The sequence below is a fragment of the Micromonospora nigra genome, assembly GCF_900091585.1.
Taxonomy (GTDB): Bacteria; Actinomycetota; Actinomycetes; order Mycobacteriales; family Micromonosporaceae; genus Micromonospora; species Micromonospora nigra.
On sequence record NZ_FMHT01000002.1, the window covers coordinates 46,097 to 70,900 of the forward strand.

General features: G+C 69.1%; 23 protein-coding genes. 16 read left to right on the forward strand and 7 right to left on the reverse strand.

Translation table 11 applies throughout. From position 1 onward, the window contains the following. Positions 1 to 119 precede the first annotated feature (119 nt). The 5 genes from GA0070616_RS27395 to GA0070616_RS00375 form a co-directional block, all read right to left on the reverse strand. Positions 120 to 1,685, reverse strand: a complete 1,566-nt coding sequence (locus tag GA0070616_RS27395) for a coiled-coil domain-containing protein (protein ID WP_139128806.1) — start codon at positions 1,683 to 1,685, stop codon at positions 120 to 122. A 59-nt stretch (positions 1,686 to 1,744) separates the two neighbouring features. Beyond that, positions 1,745 to 2,536 carry a serine/threonine-protein kinase gene (locus GA0070616_RS00360; protein ID WP_091074695.1) on the reverse strand — a complete coding sequence of 264 codons (792 nt, stop codon included), beginning with the start codon at positions 2,534 to 2,536 and terminating at the stop codon, positions 1,745 to 1,747. Then, positions 2,482 to 3,528: a hypothetical protein gene (locus tag GA0070616_RS00365; RefSeq protein ID WP_139128807.1), complete on the reverse strand. Its 1,047-nt coding sequence runs from the start codon at positions 3,526 to 3,528 to the stop codon at positions 2,482 to 2,484. Before GA0070616_RS00365 ends, GA0070616_RS00360 begins: the two co-directional genes overlap by 55 nt. A gap of 466 nt (positions 3,529 to 3,994) precedes the next feature. Next, positions 3,995 to 4,282 (reverse strand): hypothetical protein, encoded by a 288-nt coding sequence (locus GA0070616_RS00370; RefSeq protein WP_091074699.1) that lies wholly within the window; start codon positions 4,280 to 4,282, stop codon positions 3,995 to 3,997. Positions 4,283 to 4,404: 122 nt separating this feature from the next. Beyond that, complete coding sequence (locus GA0070616_RS00375) at positions 4,405 to 5,379, reverse strand: VldE C-terminal domain-containing protein (RefSeq protein ID WP_091074701.1); 975 nt, start codon at positions 5,377 to 5,379, stop codon at positions 4,405 to 4,407. Positions 5,380 to 5,585: 206 nt separating this feature from the next. Between GA0070616_RS00375 and GA0070616_RS00380 the strand changes: the two genes are divergently transcribed. From GA0070616_RS00380 to GA0070616_RS00435, 10 genes are all read left to right on the forward strand, one after another. Next, positions 5,586 to 6,749, forward strand: coding sequence for a MinD/ParA family ATP-binding protein (locus GA0070616_RS00380; RefSeq protein ID WP_245712575.1), 1,164 nt, complete (start codon positions 5,586 to 5,588; stop codon positions 6,747 to 6,749). Between the two features lie 3 nt (positions 6,750 to 6,752). Continuing rightward, a complete protein-coding gene (locus GA0070616_RS00385; protein WP_245712576.1) occupies positions 6,753 to 7,109 on the forward strand; it encodes a hypothetical protein in 357 nt (118 codons plus the stop codon). A gap of 245 nt (positions 7,110 to 7,354) precedes the next feature. Then, entirely contained in the window at positions 7,355 to 7,855 is a 501-nt protein-coding gene (locus GA0070616_RS00390; RefSeq protein ID WP_091074703.1) for a hypothetical protein, read from the forward strand. Positions 7,856 to 7,866: 11 nt separating this feature from the next. Continuing rightward, positions 7,867 to 8,613 carry a hypothetical protein gene (locus tag GA0070616_RS00395; protein ID WP_245712577.1) on the forward strand — a complete coding sequence of 249 codons (747 nt, stop codon included), beginning with the start codon at positions 7,867 to 7,869 and terminating at the stop codon, positions 8,611 to 8,613. Then, the gene (locus tag GA0070616_RS27400) at positions 8,600 to 10,414 is read left to right on the forward strand and encodes a hypothetical protein (RefSeq protein ID WP_139128808.1); all 1,815 of its coding nucleotides are present in this window, start codon (positions 8,600 to 8,602) and stop codon (positions 10,412 to 10,414) included. Before GA0070616_RS00395 ends, GA0070616_RS27400 begins: the two co-directional genes overlap by 14 nt. Before the next feature lie 3 nt (positions 10,415 to 10,417). Then, positions 10,418 to 11,956 (forward strand): SCO6880 family protein, encoded by a 1,539-nt coding sequence (locus GA0070616_RS00415; protein ID WP_342672250.1) that lies wholly within the window; start codon positions 10,418 to 10,420, stop codon positions 11,954 to 11,956. Between the two features lie 293 nt (positions 11,957 to 12,249). After that, the gene (locus GA0070616_RS00420; RefSeq protein ID WP_245712579.1) at positions 12,250 to 13,518 is read left to right on the forward strand and encodes a hypothetical protein; all 1,269 of its coding nucleotides are present in this window, start codon (positions 12,250 to 12,252) and stop codon (positions 13,516 to 13,518) included. Between the two features lie 50 nt (positions 13,519 to 13,568). Continuing rightward, positions 13,569 to 15,263, forward strand: coding sequence for a type IV secretory system conjugative DNA transfer family protein (locus GA0070616_RS00425; RefSeq protein ID WP_091074710.1), 1,695 nt, complete (start codon positions 13,569 to 13,571; stop codon positions 15,261 to 15,263). Further along, positions 15,260 to 15,889, forward strand: coding sequence for a hypothetical protein (locus GA0070616_RS00430; RefSeq protein WP_091074713.1), 630 nt, complete (start codon positions 15,260 to 15,262; stop codon positions 15,887 to 15,889). Before GA0070616_RS00425 ends, GA0070616_RS00430 begins: the two co-directional genes overlap by 4 nt. After that, the gene (locus GA0070616_RS00435; RefSeq protein WP_091074714.1) at positions 15,886 to 16,515 is read left to right on the forward strand and encodes a hypothetical protein; all 630 of its coding nucleotides are present in this window, start codon (positions 15,886 to 15,888) and stop codon (positions 16,513 to 16,515) included. Before GA0070616_RS00430 ends, GA0070616_RS00435 begins: the two co-directional genes overlap by 4 nt. 96 nt (positions 16,516 to 16,611) lie before the next feature. Here GA0070616_RS00435 and GA0070616_RS00440 read toward each other — a convergent pair whose 3' ends face one another. Both GA0070616_RS00440 and GA0070616_RS00445 read right to left on the reverse strand, forming a co-directional pair. Then, positions 16,612 to 17,880, reverse strand: coding sequence for a nitric oxide synthase oxygenase (locus GA0070616_RS00440; RefSeq protein WP_091074716.1), 1,269 nt, complete (start codon positions 17,878 to 17,880; stop codon positions 16,612 to 16,614). A 95-nt stretch (positions 17,881 to 17,975) separates the two neighbouring features. Continuing rightward, positions 17,976 to 18,509: a GNAT family N-acetyltransferase gene (locus tag GA0070616_RS00445; protein ID WP_245712581.1), complete on the reverse strand. Its 534-nt coding sequence runs from the start codon at positions 18,507 to 18,509 to the stop codon at positions 17,976 to 17,978. 470 nt (positions 18,510 to 18,979) lie between these two features. On the opposite strand from GA0070616_RS00445, the gene GA0070616_RS00450 reads away from it, so the two are divergent. The 6 genes from GA0070616_RS00450 to GA0070616_RS00475 all read left to right on the forward strand — a co-directional run bounded on the left by GA0070616_RS00450 (position 18,980) and on the right by GA0070616_RS00475 (position 24,578). After that, the gene (locus tag GA0070616_RS00450; protein WP_091074721.1) at positions 18,980 to 19,300 is read left to right on the forward strand and encodes a hypothetical protein; all 321 of its coding nucleotides are present in this window, start codon (positions 18,980 to 18,982) and stop codon (positions 19,298 to 19,300) included. Between the two features lie 143 nt (positions 19,301 to 19,443). Then, positions 19,444 to 20,148 (forward strand): tryptophan 2,3-dioxygenase family protein, encoded by a 705-nt coding sequence (locus tag GA0070616_RS00455; protein WP_281187659.1) that lies wholly within the window; start codon positions 19,444 to 19,446, stop codon positions 20,146 to 20,148. Beyond that, the gene (locus tag GA0070616_RS00460; RefSeq protein WP_091074821.1) at positions 20,148 to 21,323 is read left to right on the forward strand and encodes an aminotransferase class V-fold PLP-dependent enzyme; all 1,176 of its coding nucleotides are present in this window, start codon (positions 20,148 to 20,150) and stop codon (positions 21,321 to 21,323) included. Before GA0070616_RS00455 ends, GA0070616_RS00460 begins: the two co-directional genes overlap by 1 nt. Then, positions 21,320 to 22,561, forward strand: coding sequence for a tryptophan 2,3-dioxygenase (locus tag GA0070616_RS00465; protein WP_091074723.1), 1,242 nt, complete (start codon positions 21,320 to 21,322; stop codon positions 22,559 to 22,561). Before GA0070616_RS00460 ends, GA0070616_RS00465 begins: the two co-directional genes overlap by 4 nt. Continuing rightward, complete coding sequence (locus tag GA0070616_RS00470) at positions 22,558 to 23,949, forward strand: MFS transporter (RefSeq protein WP_175439925.1); 1,392 nt, start codon at positions 22,558 to 22,560, stop codon at positions 23,947 to 23,949. The genes GA0070616_RS00465 and GA0070616_RS00470 overlap by 4 nt, the downstream gene beginning before the upstream one ends. Beyond that, on the forward strand, positions 23,946 to 24,578 hold the full coding sequence (locus tag GA0070616_RS00475; protein WP_139128809.1) for a hypothetical protein: 633 nt from the start codon (positions 23,946 to 23,948) through the stop codon (positions 24,576 to 24,578). Before GA0070616_RS00470 ends, GA0070616_RS00475 begins: the two co-directional genes overlap by 4 nt. The last annotated feature ends 226 nt before the right edge of the window (positions 24,579 to 24,804 follow it).

Sequence of the window (24,804 nt, forward strand, 5' to 3'; positions counted from 1 at the left end):
ATCGCGGTATAACGGGCTGTTCCCAGGGGCGCGAGGGCGGCGGTTCTTGGTCTATCGTGTTGGGACAGGCGCTGCCCGTTCCCCCGTGCGGGCAGCGCCTTTTTGTCGTCCGCCGGCCCCTATTCCTCCGCGCCGGTAGGCCTTTGTGCTGCTGAGCGGGGGCCTTGGCCTCGTTTCGCCGGTTTCGGCACGGTGGCCGACTCACCTTGTGCAGTTCGCAGCTCGGCCAGCCGCTGTTCGTACTGTTCGCGCAGGTCATTGATGCGCTGCTCGCCGTGGACGCGTTCAGCGGCGAGTTGTTCTTGGGCGGCCGTCAGGTTGGCGTTGATAGTGGCGAGTTGCTGCGCCGTGGTGTTGTGCTCGCGGGCGAGCTGGTCATGCGCGGCGCGAAGGTCGGCCAGTGCCCGTTCTGCTGAGGTACGGGCGTTGTCGGCGGCGGTGCGATCGGCTTCGGCGGTCGCGAGGCGTCTCTCGGTCGTCGTGAGGCGGCCTGCGAGTTCGTCCGCCCGCTGGCTGGCAGCGTCTCGTGCTTCGATTGCAGCATCGCGAGTGGCTGTGATGGCGGCGAGGTCGCGGCGCAGAGTGTCGACTTGGTCGCGGAGTTCGGCGGCCTCGGCGGCTCGTTCCTCTCGGGCCCGTTCAGCGTCCGCGAGATCCGCGAGGGCTCGTTCGGCGCGCTCGCTGGCTCGGGCTGCCGCGGTGTCTGCCTCGCGCTGCCCCGCGACTGCGGCGTCCCGGGCGGCTTCGGCGGCTATGTTCGCGTTTGTCGCAGCCTCAGCACGCCGGTTGGCGTCCTCGGCATCCCGCTGCGCCTTCTGGCGCGCGGCCTCGGCGGCTCGCGTCTTCTCCAGCGCCTCGTCTCTCGCGACGCGGGCGCTGGCCGCGTCGGCAGAGGCCTTATCCCGCTCGGTTTCGGCGGTCTCGCGGGCGGTCCTCTCGCGGGCGGCCCGTTCGTCGGCTTCGTCAGCTCGTCGCAGCGCCGCTGCCTGTTGCTCCTCTGCCGCCACCCGTTGCGCCTCGGCCGACGCAACCTGCTGCGCTGCACGCTCGGTTGCCTCCTCCGCAGCGACCCGCTGGGCCTCGGCCTGACGCAACGCCTCGTCACGCTCAGACTCAAGTTCAGCGGCCTCCTGCCGGGCCTCTTGGCGAAGTTCCTCGGCTCTGCGGGCACGACGATCGGTGTCGACTGCTCGTCGCTCCGCGTTGGCAATGAGTTCAGCGGCTTCGCTGCGGACGGCCGCGATCTCCTCAGCGGCGGTGCTGGGATTGGACAGGGTGGACAGTTCCGCTACCGCTCGACTGATCTGTGATTGCAGGTCAGTGACGGTCTTGGCGATCTGCTCGCGCACGAACTCCGCTCGGTCAATCCCCAGACTGAACGGACGCGAAGAGGAATCGGGGGTGATGCCGGCGGCATCACGTCGTGCAAGCCTGTTCGATTCGGCATAGGCAGTGTTCCTGTTGTGCTCGACCTCCTCCCCTCGGCTGTTGGGCTTGACCGTGAAGCAGTAACTGTTCGGCTTCGACTGGCCCGGTTTGCGGGGCTTGATCGGCTCCTCGCAGCCCCCGGGGAACTGGCACGGCGCGTGATCAGGGTTCGCGCACCACCCGTCGTCTTGGGCTTCGTTGTCGCATGCCGGGTGCTGGCACGTCCGGGTCTGAGTGGGCAACGTCTCCTCCGTCACATTCCTATCGTATCAAACGTTCTAGCGTTCTGTCGCCCTAACGTTCAAACGTTTTGACGTTAGATGATCCGGACCTCGAACGCCGTGGCGAGAACCGCTAGTGCGCGGATTTCTGCGTGCCCATCGGTATGGCCAGCGCTGCCGGGGAGGGGTTCGTCGGCCCAATCCGGTGGCCACCAGACCGGCTCGCTCGGTGTGGGGGTCGCGGCTCGGCGGCGCGCGGCGAAGCGGTCCAACGCCTCGCGCCACAGTCGCCGCTCGCGGCGGTGCCTAGCGTCGAGGCGCGCGAGGTACGCCGTGGCGTCGACGGCCTCTCCGGCCTGCCGGGTTGTGGTCCGCCCCTCCCCCCACTCGACCCCGGAGCTAGCGGTTCTCGGGTGCGCGCGGGCGAGTCCGAGTCGGACGAGTTCGGGCAGGATGTTGTAGGCCTCGGAGCGGCTGACGCCGGCCGCTACGGCGATCTCGGGGGCCGTGCCGTTCGCGCCAGCCGTGAGGGCCTGGTGGACGCGCCAGCCGGTCGCTCCGAGCAAGGGCCGTGATCTCGCGCGGTTGCGCACGCCGAAGACAGCGGGGATCGGTCGGGGTTCGGGCCAGGCTTCGGGGTCGGTGGCCAGGTGGCGGTACGCGGCCGGGATGACGAGTTCGTACAGGTCACCGTGGGTTCCGCGTCCGGCTGACACGCGCCGCACGACGGCCTGCTCCGTTGGAAGGTCACGCAGCTCGCGCAGGATGGCCGCCGCGGTGGTGTGGTCGATGATGCCCGCGCATGCTCGCGAGTAGGAGCGGGTTCCGGCCTCTACGTGGCGGCGGCCGACGCGCCAGCCGAGCCAGGCCATCCCCCACAGCAGCACCCGGGCGTTGTGTCTTTGTCTTCCGCTGACGAGCTGGTCGACGGCTGCGAGTGCGACCGCGAGCCAGCGACGAACGAAATCACGATCAGTGACCTCTCCCCTACCCCCCCGGTGTTGTGGGTTGCTTGTGGGGCATGTGTGGACGCGCTGACGGCAGCGTGGGCCTTGCGCCATTCTGCGGCTAGGCGACGGCGCCAGCGGGGTCCGTAGCGTCCGGTGTAGAGGGTGAGTAGGCCTGACCAGCGTCCGGTGTCCAGGTTATGCAGGACGTCGGTGTGGGTGTGGCCCCGCGCGGCGGCGGCGCAGAGGACGGCATAGCAGGCTTCTGAGCGGGTCCAGGGGCGGCCGTCGTGGGTGGTGTGGGAGTCGGGCCATACGCCTTGCTCGGCGATCGCCGTGTGCAGGGGGCTTAGCGGGCGGGGCCGACCGGCCTGCAGAACGTGCGGCGTGGTGGTGATGGGCTGGTGGTCGGGGGTTAGGTCCGCGAGGCGGGCCAGGGCGCGGGTGACGAGGTCGGCCGCTGATCGGGTGGTCACCGCCTGGTAGGCCTCGGGTAGCGGGGTGGTCAGGCGGCGGAATCCGCCGTCTTTGCAGGGCGAGCCGGGGGCGGTGAGGCAGCCCTCGTCGGGGTTGACCGTGGGGCTGATGTCGAGAGTGGGCCAGAGGCGGCGGCAGGCGGTGACGAGTTGGCGGACTTGATCGAGGGTGATGGGGACTGCGAGGGGGATCCAGACGTGGCGGCCGCCGCTGGCGGCGACGTCGCAGATGGGTCGGCCGCCGAGCTGCCGGAAGAACTGTGCGGCGTCGTTGGCGTGGGCGGCGACAGTGGCGGCGTCGTGGCCCTTGGGGTCGAAGTCGAGGCCGAGAGCCCAGCCCACTCCCCCGCTGTAGAGCCGGAGGGCTGCGGGCCGGTCGGGCAGGGTCGGGGTGAGTCGCTGGTCGCGCGGATAGACGTGCCGGCGTTGTGTGCGCGAGTAGCGGCGCAGGCGCATGTAGGGGCTGCGGGTGAGGTGGGGCGCGAGGGCTCGCCAGGTGTGCTCCGCGACCTGACGCGGGTCACACTCCGCCGGGCTTCCTAGTCTGCTAGGAGGAATGGTCGGGGGCGGTGATGCCGAGGGCATCGCCGGGTGGTCGGCTCCCGCCGGCGTGAGGCCGGGGAGAGGGGTCTGGACCGCGGGCACGCGGTGACACGCCGGGCCGATTTCGGACAGGCTGATGCGTGCCAGCGGGGCAGGTGCTACCGTCATGGCAGCGACGCCTCCACAGGCATAGCGCAACTCGGTTCGGGACCTCCGGCGGCGGGCAACCACAAGGAATCTCGGACTGAGTGCTGGTCTTCAGTTGTGAGGTGGCCGAGCTGCGACCCTCGGCCTTACCTCGCTAGTGCGCCCCGGTTCCGTACCGGGGCGTTCTTCATGTCAGCGTCTGGCGAGATCCTTTCCGTGGTGTAGGCGTTCGTCAGGCGGCGTAGGACGCGCGGTGAGGCAGGTCGACCAGGGACGCCTGTTCGGTGGGCCGGGTGGCCCAGACGGGTAGGCCGTCCTCGTCGACGGGCATCCGGGCGAGCAGTTCGTTGATCACTGCCGATGCGCTGGTGCCCATCGCCTTCATCGCCTGGTTGAGCTTGGCGGCGTTGGCCGGTTCGATCGTCGGGTTCGGCCGCCAGGTGCCACCGGATGAGGCGTCGTACTGCGGCGGGTTGCCCTTCTGCGGGGCTCCGAGGCGTGCTCCTCTGCGCTGTGGCATGTGATGATCCAACCATGCCGGACCCGGTACGTACCACAATTCCTCCGGCGTGTTTTCGGCGTGTGTGGAAGCGTTTTTCGTCGGATTTCTAAGGCTGTCTAGGGCGGCTGGGTGGTCCGTCTTCAGTAGACGGATATGTGGACGTGGTTGGTGTGTTCTCCGCTCGGTCCGGTGCCGCCGAAGGGATTGGTGTAGGAGTGCCATCCCTCGGCGGGGGACCACACCTGCCGGTACCAGATGACGTACATGATCCCGAGTCGGTCGGCGTTGGCGACGGCCCACGCCGCCATGGCGTCGCCGCGTGCGCGCTGGGCTCCGGTGGCGGCACCTCCGGAGGTCATCATCCAGTCGCAGGCGCGGCCCTTGGGATGCTCGCCCGGGCCGGACGGTCTGAAGCAGCCGGGGTTGGCATAGCCGGCGCCCTTGGCCTGGGCGATGAGGTGGGCGGTTCGCGGGGTCAGGCAGCCCCGGTTGGTGGTGGGGTCGGGGCGCACGACGCAGCCCTCTTTGGGCCAGGTCCCGTCGGGGTTGCGGGGTGCGGGTGCCGCTGAGCCTGCGGTGATCTGGTCGCAGTCGAGCTCGGTGTCTGCGAGCTCACGCAGGGCCGCCAGGGCGGTAGCGGTGTGCTTGGCGTACGCGTCGGGATAGGCGCTGCGCTGGACGGTCTGGGCTGCCACGGTCAGCGGCAGGGTCTGCCAGTCCGGCACTTTGGACAGGGCGGTGTAGAAGGCCGTCGCCGCGTAGGTGGGGTCGTTGACCTGCTCACGGGTGCCCCAGCCGGGCGGAGTTTGCTGGAACAGCCCGCTGGATCCGTGGCGGTCCGGTGTGGGGTCGTTGCGCAAGCTGGATTCCTGGGCGGCCGTGGCGATGGCGATAGCCCAGGCTCGCGGCGGAAGCTGTCGCTGTTGGCCGATGGCGAGGATGGTTCGGGCGTGGCGTTGCTGCTCGGGGTCCAAGCGCCATGCGGTTCCCGTGGAGGTCAGGCAGTCCGTGGCGCTGGCGACGGCGGACTGCCTGGGAGTCGCTGCGGTGGTGGCGACGATGACACCGCCGAGCAGGAGGACGACGCCGGCACCGGCGGCGGCGAGCCGGCTCATCGGTTTATCGCCATCCACGAACGTTGCAAGCCTCTGTAGCATATCTTCTCCATCCTGTCAATAGGCCGGTTCGTGATTCCGGGCGCTTCCGGGCTGTTGGTCTTCCAGCGCCGTGGCGACGGACCGCTCGGGGTGCAGCCGCCGGGTCGTGTCACTCGCCGCATAAGTTGGTACCGTACTCCATGTTGAACGGGGGAGAAGATACCGTGACCGAGGGTCAAAGTCGCGATGTGCTGTTTCCGGGAGCGGAGCGAGCACGCGCGTACGGAGCGCCGCCGTCACCGCCGAGCGTGCGAGACACCTCGTCGGAGGCGCAGGCGCAGATACCGCCGCCACCGGTGGTGCCCGCCGCTGACCAGGAGGTTGTCGGGCCGGCGGGCGACCGGAAGCACCGGTCGCAGGGCAGCACGGATCGCGACGGTGAGCGCGGTCGACGGCTGGTGGATGCCGCGGGCGGGGTGGTCGCGGCAGCCGAATGGGGGTGGCGGGGGCGCCTGAACAGGTGGACGTTCGGCATGGCCAGGGTGCCTGCTACTCGGGAGGAGCGGGCCTATCGGGTGGGCCAGGTGCAAGTCCTCCGGGCGTTCGCCGCGCCGCAGCAGGTGGTGGTCGCCAATCCCAAGGGGGGTGCGGGCAAGACGCCGGTCACGCTGGGCTTGGCCGCCACGTTGGGATGGTTCCGGGGCGGTTACACCTTGGCCTGGGACAACAACGAGACGCGCGGCACCCTGGGGCTGCGGGCGGAGGAGGCAGTGCACGAGAGGAACGTCGTGGACCTGCTCAAGTCCATCGACGGCTTCCTGAACGCTCGTGCCAGCGTCGGGCACCTCGGCGGTTTCGTTCGTCCGCAGAGCGCGCATTTCGATGTGCTCGCTAGCGATGATGTGCCCGGACGAATGGACGTCATCGACGCTGCCGGTTTCCATCAACTCGCTGATGTCCTTGGCCGCTTCTATCGGTTCATGGTTATCGATACGGGCAACAATGTGAGGGCCGCGAATTGGTGGGCGGCGACCTCATCGGCCGACTGTCTTGTGGTGCCGACGACGGTACGGGCGGATGTCGCGGAAACCGGTTTGTGGATGCTGCATCACCTCGCGCGTCTGGGTCGTACTGATTTGGTTCGCGGTGCGGTGGCGGTGGTGTCGTGCGCGGACCCGAAGGTGGACCACGGCTTGCTCACCGCCATCGTCGAGCGCTACCGCGAGGTGGTGCGGGAGGTGGTGGTGTTGCCGTTCGACCCACGGCTGAGCGCCGGCGACCGGGTGACGTACCGGGACTTGGGAGAACCGCTTCGTCGAGCGCTCCTGATGGCGGCCGTCGCAGTCGTTGACGCTCTGTCAGCAGCGCAGCAGCAGAAGGGGGCATGAGGGATGAGCGCACTGCGGACGGTCATCGAGTGGTGGGCGGCGGCGCCGACACCGACTCCGGCACCGGGGGGAGGCGGGGTCAAGAACCCGCTGGACGGGGTGACGCCGGACATGGGGGTGCTGGGTGGTCCCTTCACGGCTACCTGGGTGCGCGTCGCGGGTGCGATCTGGGCGCTGATGATCGCGGTGGTGGCCCTGTATGTCGGGGCGGGTTTTGTGTCCATGGCGCAGGCTCGCCAGCTGAACAACTCACACATGATGAGCGAGGCAACGAGCAGCGTGAAGCTGCGCTTGGCGGCGCTGGGGGGCGTGGTGCTGCTGCCGTTGATCGTCGGCGCAGTGATCGCCGCGGTGGGGTAGTCGTGACGCGTCGGGGTGGGTTGGCGGTCGCGGTGGCCGTGATCGCCGCGGTGGCGGTGGCGTGGCTCGTGCCGACCGGCCGAACAGTGATGCCGGCGGCATCACCCCCGACCCTGCCATCGGGTTGGAGTGTGCAGCACCCACCGGTAGTAGGGCTGCCGCGATCCGAAGTAATACCGGGGGAGGGCGCCGCGCGGGTCAGCGAGGGCGTGCCGGTCGGGTACGCGCGTACTGAGCAGGGAGCGGTGCAGGCGGCGACGGCATGGCTGGCGTTGGTTGAAGGCGCGGCGGGTCTGGATGCCTCCCGACGCGAGGCGTTGCTCTCCGGGATCGGCGGCGGCGAGTTCGTCCAGGCGGCGCAGGCACGGCTAACGGCGCGGGCTCTGGTGCTTGGGCTGGATGACCGCGGGCTCTCCGCTCGGGGGCCGGTGATGGCGGTGGTGTGGCTGGATCGCGGTGCGTATCGGGTGGCCCGCTTCTCATCCGTATCGGCTGAGATCGACATCTGGTACGCGTACACGCTAGGTGTACGGGTGGCTGGCGAGCCGGCGGCACCGCTGCGGTGGCATCGCGCGAAGGTGCAGCTGCGGTGGGCGGCAGCGGAGGGGGACTGGCGTCTGGTGTCGGACCTGGTGATCGAGGACGGGCCTGACCCGGGTGTACCGGAGCCGTCCGCAGTGGACAAGGCAGATGCCCTGACCGGCATCGGTCAAGGGTGGCGGCTGTATGCGACGTCATTGGACTGAGGAGAACTGACGTGAGCAACAAGGATCAGGCCGCGGGTACGGCAGGGGAATGGGGACGTGCGGGTTGGTCTCGCCGATCCCTGCTCCTGGTGGCGGTGGTCGCTGCGCTGGCTGTTGCCGGTGCCATCGTGGCCTTGACTCGCGGTGGGGACGAGAGCCCCGCTCCAGCTACGAGCGCCACACCGCCGGCCGGTGAGCTTGGTTTACGCTCGGATGTGCCCGCTTGCTCGGGTGGCGCCGAACCGGCGCAGGCGGTTGTAGCGACCCTGACCACCGCAGCGACCCCGGAGGGCGCGGCGGAAACGGCCGCCGCGGTGGTGCGGTGGACAGAGAGCACCGTGTTCGCCCAGCCGGGGGCGGTAGACATGGTGCGTCGGGTAGGCAACGACTTCGGATCGCCGGAGCTGATAGCCCTCCAGCAGGGGCAGGCACCCTACCTGTCGCGGATGACGGTCAGTCACCCGCAGCCGTCACGTGGCGCCTTCCGAGTGATGGGGGACGGGACTAGCGCCACGGTGACCGTGCTGCTGCCAGTGCGGTGGTCCACGGGTGCTGCGGTGCACGACGACTGGCGGGCTGTCGACGTCCGCCTGGACCGGCTGGCGGATCGGTGGGCGGTGGTGTCGGCGGCGAGCAGTGAACTCCCCGACGGAGTGAAGCCCTTGCAGGGCGCGGCGGTCACCGATCAGGACTGGTCCCGCTACGGGTCGGCGCTGAGCGCCAACGGATTCCGCAGGTACGCCAGTGGCGACTGCTGACAACCTCCGCAAGGCCGGTCGGTGGGCGGCGCGGTGTCTGGTGATCGTGGTGGCGTGCCTGGCGGTGATGCCGGCGGCATCACCAGCATCGGCGGACCCGGCCGAAGACCAGGCAGCGGCGGAGGTCGCGGCAGGGCGGTGCGCGAAGGTGCGCGAGGACCTGATGATCCCCCGGCCGTTCGTGCAGGTCTGCGAGTCCCGCTTGGTCGACGCTCTCAAGGAGGGCGCGGCGTCGACCGGAGACGCGGTCGAGCGAATCTGTGAGTGGTTGCCTGATCTGCCGCTGGTGGGCGATGTCTGCAGTCGGGTGAAGCAGCTCATGGCGGGCATCGCCGAGGAGTACCAGCAGCGACTCGCGACGCTGAAGGCAGGCGTCGACTTCGCTCAGGATCCCTGGGGCCAGGCCATGAAACGGGTGGCGGATCACCTGGGCACGTCGCTGAGTGACCTGCTGACCCGGGTAGTGACGAACCTGGCGCATCTGACCGCGCCAGATGTGCGGTCAGAGGCGTTCGTCCAGTCATATGCGGCGGGCTCCGGGATCGCCATGTTCGTCCTGGCGGCGATGCTCGCGCGGGTCTTCTACAAAGCCGGGTCGGGCGAAATGACGGGCGAGGAGCTGGCTGATTCAGTGTGGCGGCGACTGCCGTGGGCGATGGTCCTAGTGCTGTTCGGGCCGGGCCTGGGTTACCTGCTGGTGCAGCTGTCCAACGGCGCGACGGCCAGCATCATGGGCTATTTCGCCACGGATGTGGCATCGCTGGCGGCGAAGCTGAATCAGATGGCGGTGCCGGCCAACATAGGGCTGATCCCGGGCGGCCCTTTGATCGTGATTCTCATCATGGTGGCCGCGCTGGTAGGGGCGTTCGCGCTGCTGGTGGGTCTGCTCGTGCAGCTGCTGACCCTGTACCTCACCGGCGCAGTCATGGCGATCGCGTTCGTTCTGGCGATCGACCCGGCGACTCGGCCCCAGGCGCAGAAGCTGCCGGCCCTGTGGTTGTGGTTGCTGGCTGGCCGACCCCTGGTGTTCTTCATGCTGGGTGTGGTGGCCAAGTACGGTGACAACTCTTTCAGCGTGGCGGCCATCCAGGACGACGGGATGCGGGCGCTGGTATCGGCGCTGGTAGCGGCATTGATGCTGCTGTTCGTCGGGTTCGCGCCGTGGGCGGTGGTGAAGTTCGCGCCAGTGTTGCCCGGTGGCGGCGCGGAGCGAATAGCCCGATCAAAGCGGTCATCGAACAGCGCGTTCAGCGGGGTTGCCAGCTCGGCGATGATGCAGATGGCGTATCGACGGATGTCCTCCGGTCCATCGTCCGACTCTGGTGGAGGGGGCGGAGGCGGTCCTCGCCCCGCCGATGGTGGTCAGAACGGGTCCGGGTCACGCTCGCCGCAGCATCAAGGCGCCACTGCGCAGTCGTCGACGCAGCCGCGCTCCGCGTCCAGCCGCGCAGGGCAGGGCAGCGGTGGGGGCCAGGCTGAGGCGGCACCTTCGCGGTCCACCGCGGGGACCTCGGCATCGTCTGGCAGCGCGGGGTCGTCGGCCGCTGGTTCGTCGGCCGTGTCGGGCAGTGGCGCGTCCGCCGGCGGCAGTGCGTCTGCCGGCGGTGGTGCGTCCGCTGGCGGTGGGGCAGGTGCCGGGGCGGGCGCGGCCGGGGGAGCGGGCGCGGCGGCTGGTGCCGGCGCGACCGTGGCCACCGGAGGTGTGGCCGCAGGGGCTCTGCTCGCCGCGCAGGCCGCCGCAGCCACTAAGCAGAAGATCGACGATGCTGCGCATCGCGCAGGCGACGTGGTGGGAGATTAGCCAGTGAGTGACGCACCGGTTCGCACCTCCCGGCTCGGCGGAGAGATCCGGGCGCGTGGATTCCTTGGGGGCGCCCGCAGTCGTACCGGCAACATCGTGGTCAGCGTCTGTCTCGGCGCCGGTCTCCTCATCGCAGTGAGCGTCGGCGGGCTCGGCGGACTGGCGTCCGGAGCAGCGATCTTCTGCGGCGGATATGTGCTGACCCGACAGAGCCACCTCACCGGCCGGTCACCGGGCACAGAGATGGTGTTGCGCGGGTGGTGGGAGCTGCGTCGTCGACGGGGTGAGACAGAGCTGACTCCTGTCCACCTAGCCGAGCCAATCCCCGTGCCGACGACGAAAGCTGACCGGCGAGCGGCCGGTCGATGGGCACGGCGAACCCGAGACGAGGCACCAGGGCTGGAAGGGCTGACGTGGCTGTCCGGGCCGGATGATGCGGCGGTGCTCCTGCATCGGTCCCCCGGCGAGCAGTCCTACCTGTCGGTGGCCATCGAGGTCGACGGCCAGCCCCCGGGGCTGCGCGCCCAAAGCGACTACGACCGGGCCGCAGCAGCGTACGGGCACCTGCTGGCCCGGTTGGCACGCGACGAAGGCTTGATCTCTGGCATCCAGTCGGTCACCCGCATCATGCCCACCGACTCCGCCGTGCACGAGCGGTGGGCGGCCGACCACGTGGACCCGCTGGCGCCGGCGACGCTGATCCAGTCCTATGCCGAGCTGGTACGGATGACCGCTGGCGCGACCGAGATGATGCGCCACTACCTCGTGCTGCGGCTACCGGTCACCGCGGTGTTCGCGCGGGCCGCCGCTGCCCACGGGGAGGGGGAAGCGGGGTGGGCACAGCTGGCGGTGGAGCAGGCGCACTGGGTGTCGACGCTGGCACGTCGAGCGGATCTGCGCAATCCGCGGCTGGTGAGCACCCACCGCCTCGCGGCGCTGCTGCGCCATCTGCAAAACCCGCAGTACCCCGTCGATCAGACGGTCGACGTCACCTCCGGCACCTGGCTTCGATCGCGCCGCACGTTGCGGCACGCCGCAGTGGTGGATGAGGCCTGGTGGCACCGCGTCGCGGCCATCCCCGCGTCTGCGGTGACACCCGAGCCGGTACACACCCGGTGGATCGCTCCACTGTTGCACGGCATCACCCAGCCGGTTATCCGCACGATCAGCCTGCTTGTCGAGGTGCAGCCGGCGGCGAAGGCACGCCGCCGGGCCCGCGAGGACGTCACTGTGGATCGAGGCATCCGCGACGCCGCGCTGCACCGAGGCGCGGTCGACGACGGCACCCAGGCGGTGCAGCTGTCCGCGTCGGCACAACGTCTAGCGGATCTGCAACCCGGCTCGGGTATACACGGAGCGCGTTGGACGGGATATATGTGCGTGTCCGCCGCAAGTGAGGACGAGGTGATGCGCGCCTCGACCGCGCTGGCCGACGCCGCCGGCGAGTGCGGGATCAGCCACCTCGACTGGCTCGACACACGCCACGACACGGCCATGCCAGCGACTTGGCCAGTCTGGCGAGGCATGGAGGCGCAACCGTGACCCGCTCTGCTCAGCCCTCGAACGCCGAGGCTCCCCGCCAACCAGTGATGCCGCCGGCATCACCTCCTGCCCCTCGGCCCATGGCCGCGGTGCCCCCGGCTCCGGTGCCGCCGCCCCCACCCCTGCCGGCGCCGCCCCGGGTGATGCCGGCGGCATCACCCGGGGCGGCGGCTCCAGATGCTGAAACCGATTCGACGGCCGCCGAGAACATGCTAGCTCCGGCTCCGTGGCGGTGGCGTCGCTCCCCGTTGCTCGGCAGGTTCGGCGTCTACGCGCCCCGCGTCCCGGGAATCTTGAGCACCACCCGGCAGAGCGAGGTGCTGTGCACGGCAATTTCCGCGCCGCCTACCCACACCGACGGCATCCTCAACGGCATCGATCTGGTGACCGGCCAGCCTATCCACCACGATCCGTTCACCGCCTACCAGCGCAAGACGGTGAGCTCACCCAACGTCGTGGTGCTGGGCGACGTCGGCAAGGGCAAGTCCGCGCTCATCAAGACCGTATACGTCTACCGGCCGTTAGCCTTTCGGAATCGGCGCACCGTGGTGGCAGACCGCAAAGATCAGGGCGGGGAGGGCGAGTACAGCGAGCTGTGCCGGCAGCTAGGTGGCCAGCCCATCCGGTTCCAGGTGGGTGCGGGTGGCAGCAGGATCAACCTCCTGGACCCGGTGATCGGGGTGTCCGCCGAGAGCGCTACTCAGCTTGCCGGCCAGCTGCAACTGCTCCGCGCGGTGGTCCACGCCGCTTCAGGTGCCGAACCTGACTCGTGGCAGGGCGCGGCGCTGCGCACCGCCCACATTCGAGCGCTGTCCGAGGCGGAGGCGGCCGGCCGCATCGCGGTCGTTGACGACGTCATCGCCGCGCTGCGGTTGGCGCCTCCGACGGAGATGTTCGGGGACGTGGCCACGAGCGCGGCCCGCGACCGGTTCGCGGAGGCCGCACTGGGTCTCGCATTCGATCTGGAGAGGGTCTGCGGTGACGACCTCGCCGGCTTGTTCGACGGCCCCACGAGCCGGGACGTAGGCCTCGCCGACCGCCTCACCAGCTTCGATCTGTCGCAGCTGCCCACGGAGGGTCCTGCGATTCCGCTTGTCATGACCGTGCTCAACACCTGGCTGACCAACTTGCTACGGCGTCGGCGAGGGTGGCAGACCACGTTCGTCGCCGAGGAGGGCTGGCACCTCGCCGAAGGAGTCGGCGCTCGCCTGTTCCAGCGCAACAGCAAGCTGGCCCGAGGCATCGGCCTGGCTAATGTCGTTGCGCTGCACCACCTGGCTGACATTCCGGAGGATTCACCCGCTGTCGCCATGCTCAAGGAAGCCGAGACGGTGTACATGTACGCCCAGGCGCGTGAGGACGACGCGTCACGGTGCGTGCGCCTGTACTCCCTGCCGCCGCATCTCCTGGGCGATCTGATGACACTCCAGCAGGGGGTCTGCCTTCTGCGGATCGGGGCTGGCGCCCCGCTGCTGATGCAGCACCTCCGGTCGTCAACGGAGGTCGCCTTGACGGATACCGACGCGGCCATGACCGGCACCATCGAGGGGGGTGCCCGCTGATGCCGGCGGCATCACCGTCCGGCCAGGGAGCCGGACCGTGGTTCGGGGTAATGACGTCCTTGGCCAGCGCTCTCGCCGCCTGGCACAGCGCGGTGTGGCTGGCAGGTCTACTCACCGGCGCGTCTGCGCGTCCAAGCCTCGGCGACACTTTGGAAGCGTTCATGCGATCCCCGGCGAACCCGGCCTCCGGCTACGTCGGGGGGCAGGTCGCCCCAGCGGCACTGATCTGGGCACTGTTCATCGTGGAACTGGCGGCGGTGGCCGCCGTCGCGGTGGCATGGACGACGCGACGCAGCCGCCGTCAGCGCGACGGGCTGGCCCGGCACCGGCAATGGGCTCCGTTCCTGGGCAAGCGTGCCGCCCGCCGGTCGGCGGCGCAGACCCGCCCAGGCCTGCTCGATCGACGCAACGCCCCCATGGAAGAGGTGGCCATCCCACTGGCACGGTCGGTGGGGGAGGGCCGGCGACTGTACGTACGTCACGAGGACTCGATCGCGGTGATGGCACCACCACGTGCATTCAAGACCGCCGGTGTGCTGTCGGATCTCGTGCGGACCGCGCCGGGCCCCTGCGTCGCCGGATCCAGCAAGGGCGACTTGCTGTCGATCACCTACCTCTCTCGCAAGGCTCGCGGCACGGTGTACGTCTTCGACCCAGGAGACGTGATCGGCTGGCCGACGCCTCTGCGGTGGTCGCCGGTGCGGGGATGCGAGCAGCCACGAGTAGCGATCTCGACTGCGGAGGCGTTCGCGGCCGCGACGCCTGACGACGCGAACACCACCAACTCGAAGTTCTTCGTCAAGCAGGCCCGAGACGTCTTGCGGTGCCTGCTGCACGCCGCTGCCCTCGATAGCCGCGACATGGGCAGCGTGGTGGAGTGGGCGCTGCGGATGGACAGCCCCAGTCTGCCGGCCCGGGAGATCCTGCGCAGCCACCCCAACGCTGCGCCAGGATGGGCCACGGCACTGGAGGAAGCCACCTCGGGCGACCGCGGCACCGGGCCGCTGGACTCGACCAAGAAGACCCTGGCGGACATGCTCAGCATGTTCGCCGACCCCGCGGTGCTTCAAGCGTGCCGGCCGGCGGCGCAGGACGCGTTCGACATCGGCCGGTTCCTCGATTCCACCGACACGGTGTACGTGATGAGCGGCGACAACGACACAGTCGCGCCGCTGGTCACCGCATTCGTCAACGAGATCCTGCGCCAGGCGAGAGCAGCCGCCGAGCGGCGGTGGCCCGCCCGACTCGATCCACCGCTGCGGTGCGTCATCGATGAGGTTGGCAATGTGGCCCCGCTACCCCGCTTGGGAAGCCTTATGTCCCGCCTCGGCGGGCAAGGCACCACCCTCGCCATCGGCGGACAAGGACTCGGGCAGGCACGGGACCGGTGGGGTGAGGCTGGGGCGGCCGAAGTATTCGGGTCCGCGACGGCGAAGATCGTCATGGGTGGCACCAGCGAGCCTGACCTGCTGAGCATGATGAGCTCACTGGCCGGGGTTATGGAGGTGCCGGTGAACTCCACCACGGTGGCGCGAGGTGAGGTGTCGAGAACCGCCAGCGATCGTGAGCGACCGATCCTGCACCCACACCAGATCCGGGAACTCGCGCCATCGCAGGGCCTGTTGATCTATCGGCAAGCCCCGCCTGTGGTTGTGGAGTTCCAGCCGTACTGGGAGGGCCCGTGGGCGGAGGAAGCCGCCCAGAGTGCGGAGGCCGTGGCGCGGCTGACTGGACGGCTGACGTGAGCGAGGATGAGGACCTGCTGGATGACGGTGATCTTCTGTTGGAGATCGGCCAGGCCGTCGCGGCGGTGGACAATCGTCTCGTCGCAGTGGAGAACGCTGTCCTCGCCAGGCCCGGGCGGAGGGCTCGGCGACTCGGTTCGCGTCCACCGACGGTATGGGCACCGGCGTTGAGACGGGGCGGCACGGCAGGGCGGCGTGATGCCGACGGCATCACTTTCTCGATCTGGTCGTTCGATCACCTTGCGCCCGCTGACCAGGCGACCGCGCTGACCCGCGTGCGAGGCTTCGTCGACTGGCTCAATGAAGCCTACGAGTTGACGGCGTCAACCTACGGTATCGCTGCCTGTTGGTATCGCCATCCCGGGGTGATTCGGGAGCTGTGGGCTCTGCTCGGTTCGTACCAGCACGACTTTGGCGCGGATCGGGTGTCGCCCCGCCGAAGCCGCGACGGACCCGCATACTGGCATGATCGTCTCCTGTGGCCGACGCTGCGCCGGCTACGAGAGGAACACGGCCTGCGGGAGTGCATAGCCTCTGGACACACCCCCCGCGTCGTGGGTGCCACCCTGGTCACTGATGATGGATTCGCGGACGAGGTCGAACGGCTACAGGGAAGGGACGAATGATCACCGCGACGGTAGGGGTCGTCAGGGCCGGCCTGCACAAGTACCTTGACTCCTGGCGGTCGGGCGAGGCCGTGGACGTCGTATACCTCGGCCTCTACGGCACCAACGAGGCGGTGCTGGCGCCGTTGGCGGTGTGGAACGGTCTGATCCAGCGGCTAGCGCGGGAGATGGACAAGCAGGCGGCGGCTGGGGTCCGTGAGCGCCTGGACCACGTCGCAGGTCCTCAGCCCACCACGATCCTGGAACTCGCGCGGCTAACGGGGGTGGCTGAGCTACCCGTTCAGGTGCTCCAGAAGCGGGGCATGCCCCGCGGAAGCGCTGACCTCGCCGCGTGGACACCTGCTCTGTCCGACATGAAGGCGCTCGGCGAGTATGGGGAGGCCACCGCTGCGGCGGCCTTACGTCACATCGGCGACATCGTTCTCGACCGCGCCCCCTATCAGCCGTCGGCCGCTGGTGACGGTATCCGGATCACTGTGATCGACGTCGACGGCTTTCACGGCGTGGTGATCACGTACCGTCCTGCTCCCCAGGGACGCCGGCCCCACGGTCGTCGAGGGCTCACGAACCGACCGGTGGTAGAGCTGCTCGCGGTGGACGTCATGCGTTGGCACAACGAGGGATAGCCGCTTCCGTTCGCCGGCCAGGTTGCCGCAGGCCATCGCCGCCGTCCCTGCCCGCAGCGCCCCGCGCGCTCCGGGCAGAAGTTCCGGGACGTGTGGTCACGGGGCTACGGGTGCCGAGGCATGCAGGCCAGGATCACGCGGCGGTGGTGAGGCGTAGTAGCGGCCCCAACTGGGGTCCTGTGGCGTCATGGGGTAGCTGTTGAGCCACGACCAGTCCCCATAGACCGGCCGGCCTGCGGCCTCCTCCCGGGCGGTGAACCGCGCGAAGGTGATGCTCTCCCTGTGGTGATCGGTGATGCGGACCCCGGCAGCGTGGAAGCTCCACAGAACCGCTTCGTTGAGCACGAGTAGCGCCTTATCCCGCCACAGCCGGTCCCGCCGCACGTCGAGGCCCAGCCCGCGCGCCACAGCGGGCAACTGGTTGTAGCGCGTCGGGTCGGCGAGGTTCCTGCTGGCGATTTCAGAGGCCATGTAGCTGCCGCTGAAGGCACAGGGATAGATGACTCCTCCCACCCGTAAGGTCATGTCGCTGATCGCGGGCAGCGCCGGCCACCGCAGCCCCAGCAGCGCGAACCAGGGATGCTGCGGGTGACGAAGTTCCACCTCCAGGACGCTGGAGGCGGGTACAGGAAACAGCGCTGGGCCGATGTCGAGGCCGTCGATGATCCAGGGGAGCACGTCGAACCGTGTTCGGTTCGACGGTCCTCGCCATCCCAGTTGCAGGGCCTGGTCGGTGAGTCGAGTCTGAGCGGGATCTCCGGTCACGTTGCCGTGGGCGTCGGTCCATCCCGCGTACCGGATCAGCTGCGGGTTGCGGATCCGTACGGCAGGCTCGCCAGTCGATGCAGGCGCGAAGATCGAGATCATCGGGACGATGGCGCCGCCGTTGGTGGAGAAGTTCAGGTGATTCTCAAGCTCGGTACGGATCTGGTGAGCCCGGTTGCACCCGCGAAGGTCGCGTACGTGCAGGGCGCTCCACCGGGCACGCCCGATGCACCGTTCCGCGTTTCGCCACGCCAGTCTCGCTCCGAAAGCCAGCTCATCGGCGGTCTGCCACCACGTCCCGCTCGCCTCTACCTCCCGTCGCATCCGTGTCAGGCGGCTCCGCAAGCCAGCGCGCTCGGTCTCGTGGAAGTATCGCGTGAGAAATGCCTGCGCGTCAGTGAGAAGGGTGGCCGGATCAGAGTCCTGGCTACCAGGCGCGGCGTTGGACGTCTCATCGCGGGAACTGGGCCGATGGGCCGGGCAGCCATGGCTGACGCCAGCCTGGGACGAGGGAGCCCCCGCTGCGGCTTCCGTGGGATGACTCGCCTGCTCATCTGGCCGTGAGGCCGCCGCCATCACCGGCAGGCCGCTGTCGGTCATGCCATAACCCCCACTCTTGGTGCCGTTACCAGTTCGGCCGCCACCCGCGAGCAGGGCGACGGGTGTTGCAACCTTGGGATCTTTCGGTGGCCGCCTCACCGGGCCTGCCGCTCCCGCTCGACGGTGGTCACCGGCACGGTGAAGGTGACCAGGGCGCCGTCCCGATCGATCAGGGTCGGGCGATCGAGCCGCTTCAGGGTGCGCAGCATCGGCGTGTTCTCCGCGTGAATGTGCAGCACGAGGGCGGCGTATCCGCTGACGCGGGCATGCCTGAGTAGACCGAACAGCAGGGCCGAGCCGAGTCCTCGTCGCTGCCAGTCGTCCCTCACCAACAGCGCAGCCTCGGCTTGCACTCCCTCTGCGATTAGGTTGGCCATCGCCACCACAGCCGGCGGCCCGTCAGAGCAGGTAGCGGCAAGCAGGGTCACCCCGCCGGGCGGCTCCAGCAGTCGGGCGAGGCGGGTTGGCGAGGGCACCGCGCCGCCCAAGTAGCGTCGGTATCGGCTGCGCGCTGAGCACGCCTCGTGAAGTTCGACCACGGCTGGCAGATCGCTGGCGCTGGCCGCATACACCGTCAACTCAGCGCCCTCGGGCAGGGCAACAGTCGTGCGGGCGACCAGATTAGCCACGACGACCGCCGACAGGTCGACCAGTTATAGCGCCGGTGCGTCCGCGGCGCGAGGCGCCCGACGACCAGGTACCGCGCAGGCTGAGGCAACGTGCAGTGGCCGGCGATGGGGTCGACCCAGCACTGCCTCCAATTGGTCGCTCGATGCCTGGTGATGCCGGCGGCATCACCGGCCCGACAGCCCTCATCGTGTTGACATCCCTCACCTCAGTACCGTATTCATGTTTCAGACACGATTACCGTACCGAACTCCGGGCCGAATATCAGCAGTGACGGGGGTCCAACTTGATGGCGCAGCAGGGCTCTGTGACCAGTGGGGCAGAGCAGCTACGCCGGCCGGCGCCGAGGTCAGTGTGGGGTGCCTCGGTGGTGTGCTGCGCCGGTTCCACGCTGTTCGCCGCCGGGGCTGTACATCTGGCCGCTGGTTGGGATGCCGGCACGCCGCCTGGCTCGGTGGCTGTGGATGCCGGCGTGATCGTGATCCTGCTGGGTCTGGCCTTCGTCTCGGTACTGGCGGGGATGTCCCTTCCCGCGTCGGGGAGCCTGACCGGCCTACGAGCAGTGGCCGGCGGAGCGCTGGCGATGGCGGCCGTGCTGCCTTTCCTGATAGTCGACCGGATGGCGGCGGGCCCGCGCGGTGCGGTAGGGGCAGCGGTCCTGGGCTACGGCCTTCTGTTGCTGTGGGTGCCCGGCCGTGGCCGAGCCCGGCAGTGGCTGACGCGGCGTAGGGAGATCACCGCGTCTGAGGCTGGCGAGGACCGGCGGCCCCTCGCCCAGGCTCCATGGTTTTGACCGGCGAATCGCGTATTTGTCCGACGCCGAAGACAACGGGGGAACTGATGATGGCACGGCAGGGTTCCGACAGCGGGGGTGTCTCCACGGCACCGCGCCCACCCAGCAGCCCGGCCGGCGAGGACCTGGGCCCCGCTACCAGGCTGGCGGATGATCGCGCGGGCGCGTCGGAGCCCTTAGACGCCTACGCCCGGTACATGCGGGTGGATGAATTGCTGGGCCTTCAGGTGCCGGCTTCCGATCGTGCTCATCGTGATGAGCTGCTGTTTCAGGTGGCACACCAGAGCACCGAGCTGTGGTTGCGCGTGGCGGTGGAGGCCTCGCAGGAGGCTGTGTGGCAGATGCGCTCGGGCGAGGTGGGCCCGGGTGAGTTGCTCATCCACCAGGCGGCCGACGCGATCCGGACGGTGACAGGCCAGCTCGACATGTTCGCGCACCTCTCGCCGACGGCGTTCGCCGTCATGCGGCCTCGGCTCGGCACGGGGTCGGGTGCGCAGTCGCCCGGCTGGGTGAGCGTCGGGCGGGTCGGGCGAGAGCTGGCGCAGGCCTTCGACCAGCTGTGTGCAGAGCGGGGTGTGTCGGTGGCCGAGCTGTATCGGTGGCGGGCTGACCAGCCGATCTATCGGCTCGCTGAGCGGATGCTGGATTGGGACGAAGCGGTGGCCCTGTGGCGGATGAGGCACTACCTCGTTGCAGCCCGGCTCGTCGGTGACGGTGCGGTGGGAACTCAGGGCACGCCGGTCGGTGTCCTCGCCAGACTGACCGCCCACAGGTACTTCCCCGGCCTGTGGGCGGTCCGTACCGCCGTCGTTGTCGGCAGCCCGGCCTCGCTGGGAGGTACGGCGTGATGGCCCAGACCCCCATCGACTCCTCTGACCTTCGGCGTGAGCTGCCGTCGCTGATCGGGCGTGTGCACCTCGCGAGTTGCAGCCACGCGCCCCGGTCACCGGGGGTGGAGTCTTCCCTGTTGGCCATGCTCGCCGCCATGGAGAGCCCTGCTGTGACGTGGCAGGCGTGGGAGCACCAGGTGGAGCAGTTGCGTTACCGGGTAGCGGCGTTGCTGGGGGCACAGGAGCACCAGATCGCGCTGCTGGCCGACGCGTCGACGGCCGCCTACCAGGTAGCCTCCGCGCGGGGATGGACGGCACGGTCTCGGATCGTGACGTGCAGTGCCGAGTTCCCCGGGGTCGCCCACGCCTGGCTGGCGCAGCGTCGACGCGGAGCCGAGGTGGTCTTCGTCGGCGACCGAGACGGCAGGGTGTGTCTCACCGACTACTTGCGGGCGATCGACGGACGTACGGCCCTGGTGTCGGTCCCCGCGGTCACCTACACCCACGGCCACCGGTTGCCGGTACAGGACATCGTCGAGGCAGCGCACCGTGCTGGCGCCGAGGTGTTCGTCGACGCGTACCAGGCGCTCGGCGTGGAGCCGCTTGATGTTCGGCAGTGGGATTGCGACTACCTCGTGGCCGGTTTCGGCAAGTACGCCCTCGGACTTCCGGGCGTCGTCGCCCTGTACGAGCGGGCCGCCAGGGGCGGACGCACACCGGCGCTGACCGGCTGGCAAGGTCGCCGCGATCCCCACCGTTTCGACTCTCGCCTGATGGACTGGCCGGACGGCGCGCGCCGGTTTCAGGTCGGGACCCCAGCGGTCCCCTCGGTGTACGCGGCCAACGCAGCCCTGTCGATGGTCGCTGACCTGGACCTCGGACAGGTCCGCCGTCACGTGGCGCAGATGGTGCGGCTCGCACGCCAGTTGGTGACCTCCCAAGGACTGGTCGTGACGACGCCGCAGGAGCACGGCGCTCACCTGGCGGTCCTGCACCCCGCACCGGAAGCCGCCGCGCGGTGGCTGGCCGATCGGAACGTCGCAGTCGCGCCACGCGGCCGGCTCATCCGGCTCGCGATGCACGCCTTCACCACCACCGAGGACGTCGAGACGGCATGCCGGTTGCTGGGGGAGTTCTCGGACAGCCGCGCGGCCGATCGCAGGCGGACACGCCGGCAGGCGGCGGTGGCATGAACGGCGAGCACGCGGTGCAGCGGTGGCTGATGGGGGAGCGCTCCGGCAACGATTTCCCGTATCGGGAAGTGGTCGCCAGCGTGCAGGAGCGCGGGAAGCACTTTGTGGCGCCGCACATGCTGGAGGTCTTGAGGCAGGCAAGGGAAACGGCCAACTCCGTGGGCGGACCCGAGGCCGGTGGCCGTCTCCTGCGCTCGTTTCTGAACGTGCTCCTCGACAAGGCCGACGGCCGGTACGACTACCGCACCTATCTGGCGCTGGATCTGCTGCCTCTGCCGGACGCCGACCGCAGCGACCTGGTTGTTGATGCGGCGGCTGCGTTGCGATGCCGTGATCGGCTGGTCGTGGCATTGGTCGCTGATGTGTTGAGGTTCGAGGGCGCGGCTGCGGGAGGTCGCTGTCAGCCGTTGCCGGAACGTCGCCCCGTTTCCGCGCTGACGCGTAAGCGGCTAAGGCTCGGCATGCGTGTGATCCAGCCCGCGCTTGCCCGCCTCGGGTTGGAGCAGTGGAGCGCCGTTGAGGATGTCCGACCGGATGATCTGTGGCGTTCTGTCGAGGATTTCCTGGACGAGGACGAGCGCCAGGCGGTCGTTCTGTCGATGTTGCCGGTGTCTCGGGTTCACGACGAGTATCTGTTCCTACGGGTGCTCCAGTCGTGGGAAGCGACGTTCGCCCTGGTGGCGGTGGACCTGTGCGGGGTCATTCAGCTCCTCAGCGATGGGGCCTGCGTGCACGGTGGTGCGCGGTTGGATGCGGCCACCGGGATCCTGCGTGAAGGTGCACCGCTGTTCTCGTTGCTGGCCACCATGCAGGTGGAGGCGTTTCGTGACTTCCGCCGGTGGACCGAGGGTGCCAGTGCCATCCAGAGCTACAGCTACAAGCTGGTGGAGTCGCTGTGCCGCCGCCCGGAGCTGGCCCGGCTGCACTCGGTCGCCTACCAGTCCACGCCAGGGGTGCGGGTCCGGGCGCTATCCGGGCAGGCCACGGTCCAGTCCGAGGTGGACAAGCTGGAGCGAAGCCGATTCGCGGCGGTTGTCGAGGACCAGCTCGTCGAGAGCATGGCGTCCTTCTCGGCTGCGCTGACGGGGTGGCGCCGCACTCACTATTCCCTCGCGGTGCGGATGCTGGGCAACGAGGCGGGCACCGGCTCCACCTCTGGCACCGCCTACCTCAAAGAGGTCAAGGACATCCCCGTCTTCAATCGGGCATATCCGGCGCGGCCAGGAGGTGTGGCGTGAGCCGCAGTGATGCCGCCGGCATCACCGCCAACCCCTCACCAGCTCGCTCCGAAGTACATCCCGCTCGCCTGGGCCTGCTTCTGGGGACGATCTACGGGCCCGTGACGTTCGGGATCATCGCTGCGGCGGTCGCGGTGCCCTACATTCCGGAGGCCGCCGGTCCGGTCAGCACGGTGTGGCTGCTCTCGGGGTACGCCATCGCCCTCGGCGTCGGCACAGCCGTGTTCGGGCCGTTGACCGAACGATGGGGAACTCTGGCGTGCCTTCGCCTGGGCTCAGTGCTGATGCTCGCCGGAACGGCCGCGTGTCTGTTGTCGGCAACTCCCGGGGCTGCGGTGGCCGGTCGCGTGGTGCTGGCGCTCGGATCGTCCGCCGTGGTGACCGTGGTGCTCACCATTGCTGCTCACGTCGATGCGGCGCATCGCAGGCCGCTGGCGACGGCGCTGGGCGCGGTGATGACGGTGTTCCTGTCCATGGCGACGCTTGCAGGGGGCTTCGCCGCGGTGGTGCTGGGATGGCGCGCGGCCGTGGTGTTGCCTGTTCTGTCGGTGCTGGTCGTCCCGTGGGTTTCCCGGCGCCATCACCGGGACGGAAGGCCATCGAATGCCTTCGACGGCGTCGGAGCTGCGCTCCTGGCAGTTCTCGCGGCATGCACAGTCGGGCTGACGCAGATCACTCTGCTGAGGCCGACGACAGCAGTCGCGCTGTTGGGGGGAGCGGTCGCCAGCGGGATCGCCCTCTGGGTTCGGGCGCGGCATCGGTCAGACGCGTTCGTACCTGCCACGCTGGTACGGGAGGTCCAGTTCAGGCGGGTGTGCCTGCTGGCTGGCTGCATCTACGCTGCCCGGTTCTCCGTGGTGCTCGTCGCCGGACATCTGCTGGCCAACGACGGATGGACTCCGCTGTCCAGCGGGATGCTGCTGGTGCCCTGTGCCGTAGCAGGCGTGGTCCTGGCTCATTACCTGGATCGTCGGCGGATGCCGTCGTCGAGGGCCTTGCTGCTGGCTGCCGGGGCGCTGGTGTTCGTGGGGGTGACACCGTTAGCGCCGGCAGGCCCGCTGGTGATCATGTCGACGATCGCCTCGTCGGTGGTTTTCACCCTGGGACAACCGATGCTGACCGTCGCTCTGGCCACCTTGCGCACTGACCGGCGAGGAACTGCGGTCGGCTTGGCCTACTTCTCGGGATTCGCTGGTGGGGCCGGCGGCACAGCAGTCGTGGCGACGCTGATCCCAGCGATCGGGGCTGGGCCCTCGATCGCTGTCGTGGCGGTGGCGTGCCTGAGTGGTGCCGCCCTCGCGCTGACCCGCGGCTCGCGGGATCCCGCTGCCGACCGTCCAGGTGATGCCGCCGGCATCACCCCGGAGCTTAAGGAGGCTGTCCATTGACGGAGGGATCGCATGCTCGGGCGGGTACGCGACGCGCGCTCGGCGTCGCCGCCGCGGTAATCCTGGTGCTGGTCGCAGTGGCGATTCTGATGACGAGGGGAGGCGAGCGTGACGCGGGTTCTAAGAGCGAGGCACCCGCACGGCCGGCCGCAGGTGCTGAAGCGACTGCTTCGCCGAGTTCAGGGGTGACGCCGTGGCGGTACAGCTCGACGCTGCGCCCCTGTGACGCGTTCGCGGTTACGGCGTTGGAGGAGCTGTTCGGTACTACTGCCGATCCTCGACGGCACGTCACGGAGGGCCCTATCAAGGGGTGCGTCGTCGGCTTCGGCTCAAGCGGTGCGGCGAACCTCATGATCGAGGTGAACGACCACGCAGACGTGCAATTCCGCGGGCTGCGGATGGTAGCGGAGGAGGAGGCCCCACTCCGACAGGTGGCGAGCGGGTGCCAGGAGAGCTACGGCTACGTCGACAGCTTGCTCGGGCCCCGGTTGGCCTGTCTCGACGGCAACGTGTACCTGACTGTTGGCTGGACCGCCGATGCTCTGCCAACCGGTGGTGACGATCAGGCGATCATCGAGGCGCTCGGCGAGATGGCGCACGAGACGCTCATCAACCTACGCAGGACGTAGGAGCGACGACCTTTCCCACGCTGGCGCGATTGGGGTCGTCCGCCGGCGGGCCCGGCCTCTGAACCGCCCCAGAGGCCGGGCTTACCCCCAAGCAGGACGTAGACGCACCGCCTCAAGAGGCACTGCGGTCACGTTCATCCTGGGCGGTCCCTCTGACGACATTGGCGGTTGGTGAGCGGTGAGCATGATCTTGGATTTGACGAGCAACCAGGAGACGAACGGCAGT

Excerpts from the sequence above, each read along its gene's own strand:
- GA0070616_RS00365 (WP_139128807.1), bottom strand. The coding sequence starts at position 3,528 with ATGCGCCTGCGCCGCTACTCGCGCACACAACGCCGGCACGTCTATCCG.
- GA0070616_RS00370 (WP_091074699.1), bottom strand. The coding sequence starts at position 4,282 with ATGCCACAGCGCAGAGGAGCACGCCTCGGAGCCCCGCAGAAGGGCAAC.
- GA0070616_RS00375 (WP_091074701.1), bottom strand. The coding sequence starts at position 5,379 with ATGAGCCGGCTCGCCGCCGCCGGTGCCGGCGTCGTCCTCCTGCTCGGC.
- GA0070616_RS00385 (WP_245712576.1), top strand. The coding sequence starts at position 6,753 with ATGAGCGCACTGCGGACGGTCATCGAGTGGTGGGCGGCGGCGCCGACA.
- GA0070616_RS00425 (WP_091074710.1), top strand. The coding sequence starts at position 13,569 with ATGACGTCCTTGGCCAGCGCTCTCGCCGCCTGGCACAGCGCGGTGTGG.
- GA0070616_RS00435 (WP_091074714.1), top strand. The coding sequence starts at position 15,886 with ATGATCACCGCGACGGTAGGGGTCGTCAGGGCCGGCCTGCACAAGTAC.
- GA0070616_RS00440 (WP_091074716.1), bottom strand. The coding sequence starts at position 17,880 with ATGACCGACAGCGGCCTGCCGGTGATGGCGGCGGCCTCACGGCCAGAT.
- GA0070616_RS00460 (WP_091074821.1), top strand. The coding sequence starts at position 20,148 with ATGGCCCAGACCCCCATCGACTCCTCTGACCTTCGGCGTGAGCTGCCG.
- GA0070616_RS00465 (WP_091074723.1), top strand. The coding sequence starts at position 21,320 with ATGAACGGCGAGCACGCGGTGCAGCGGTGGCTGATGGGGGAGCGCTCC.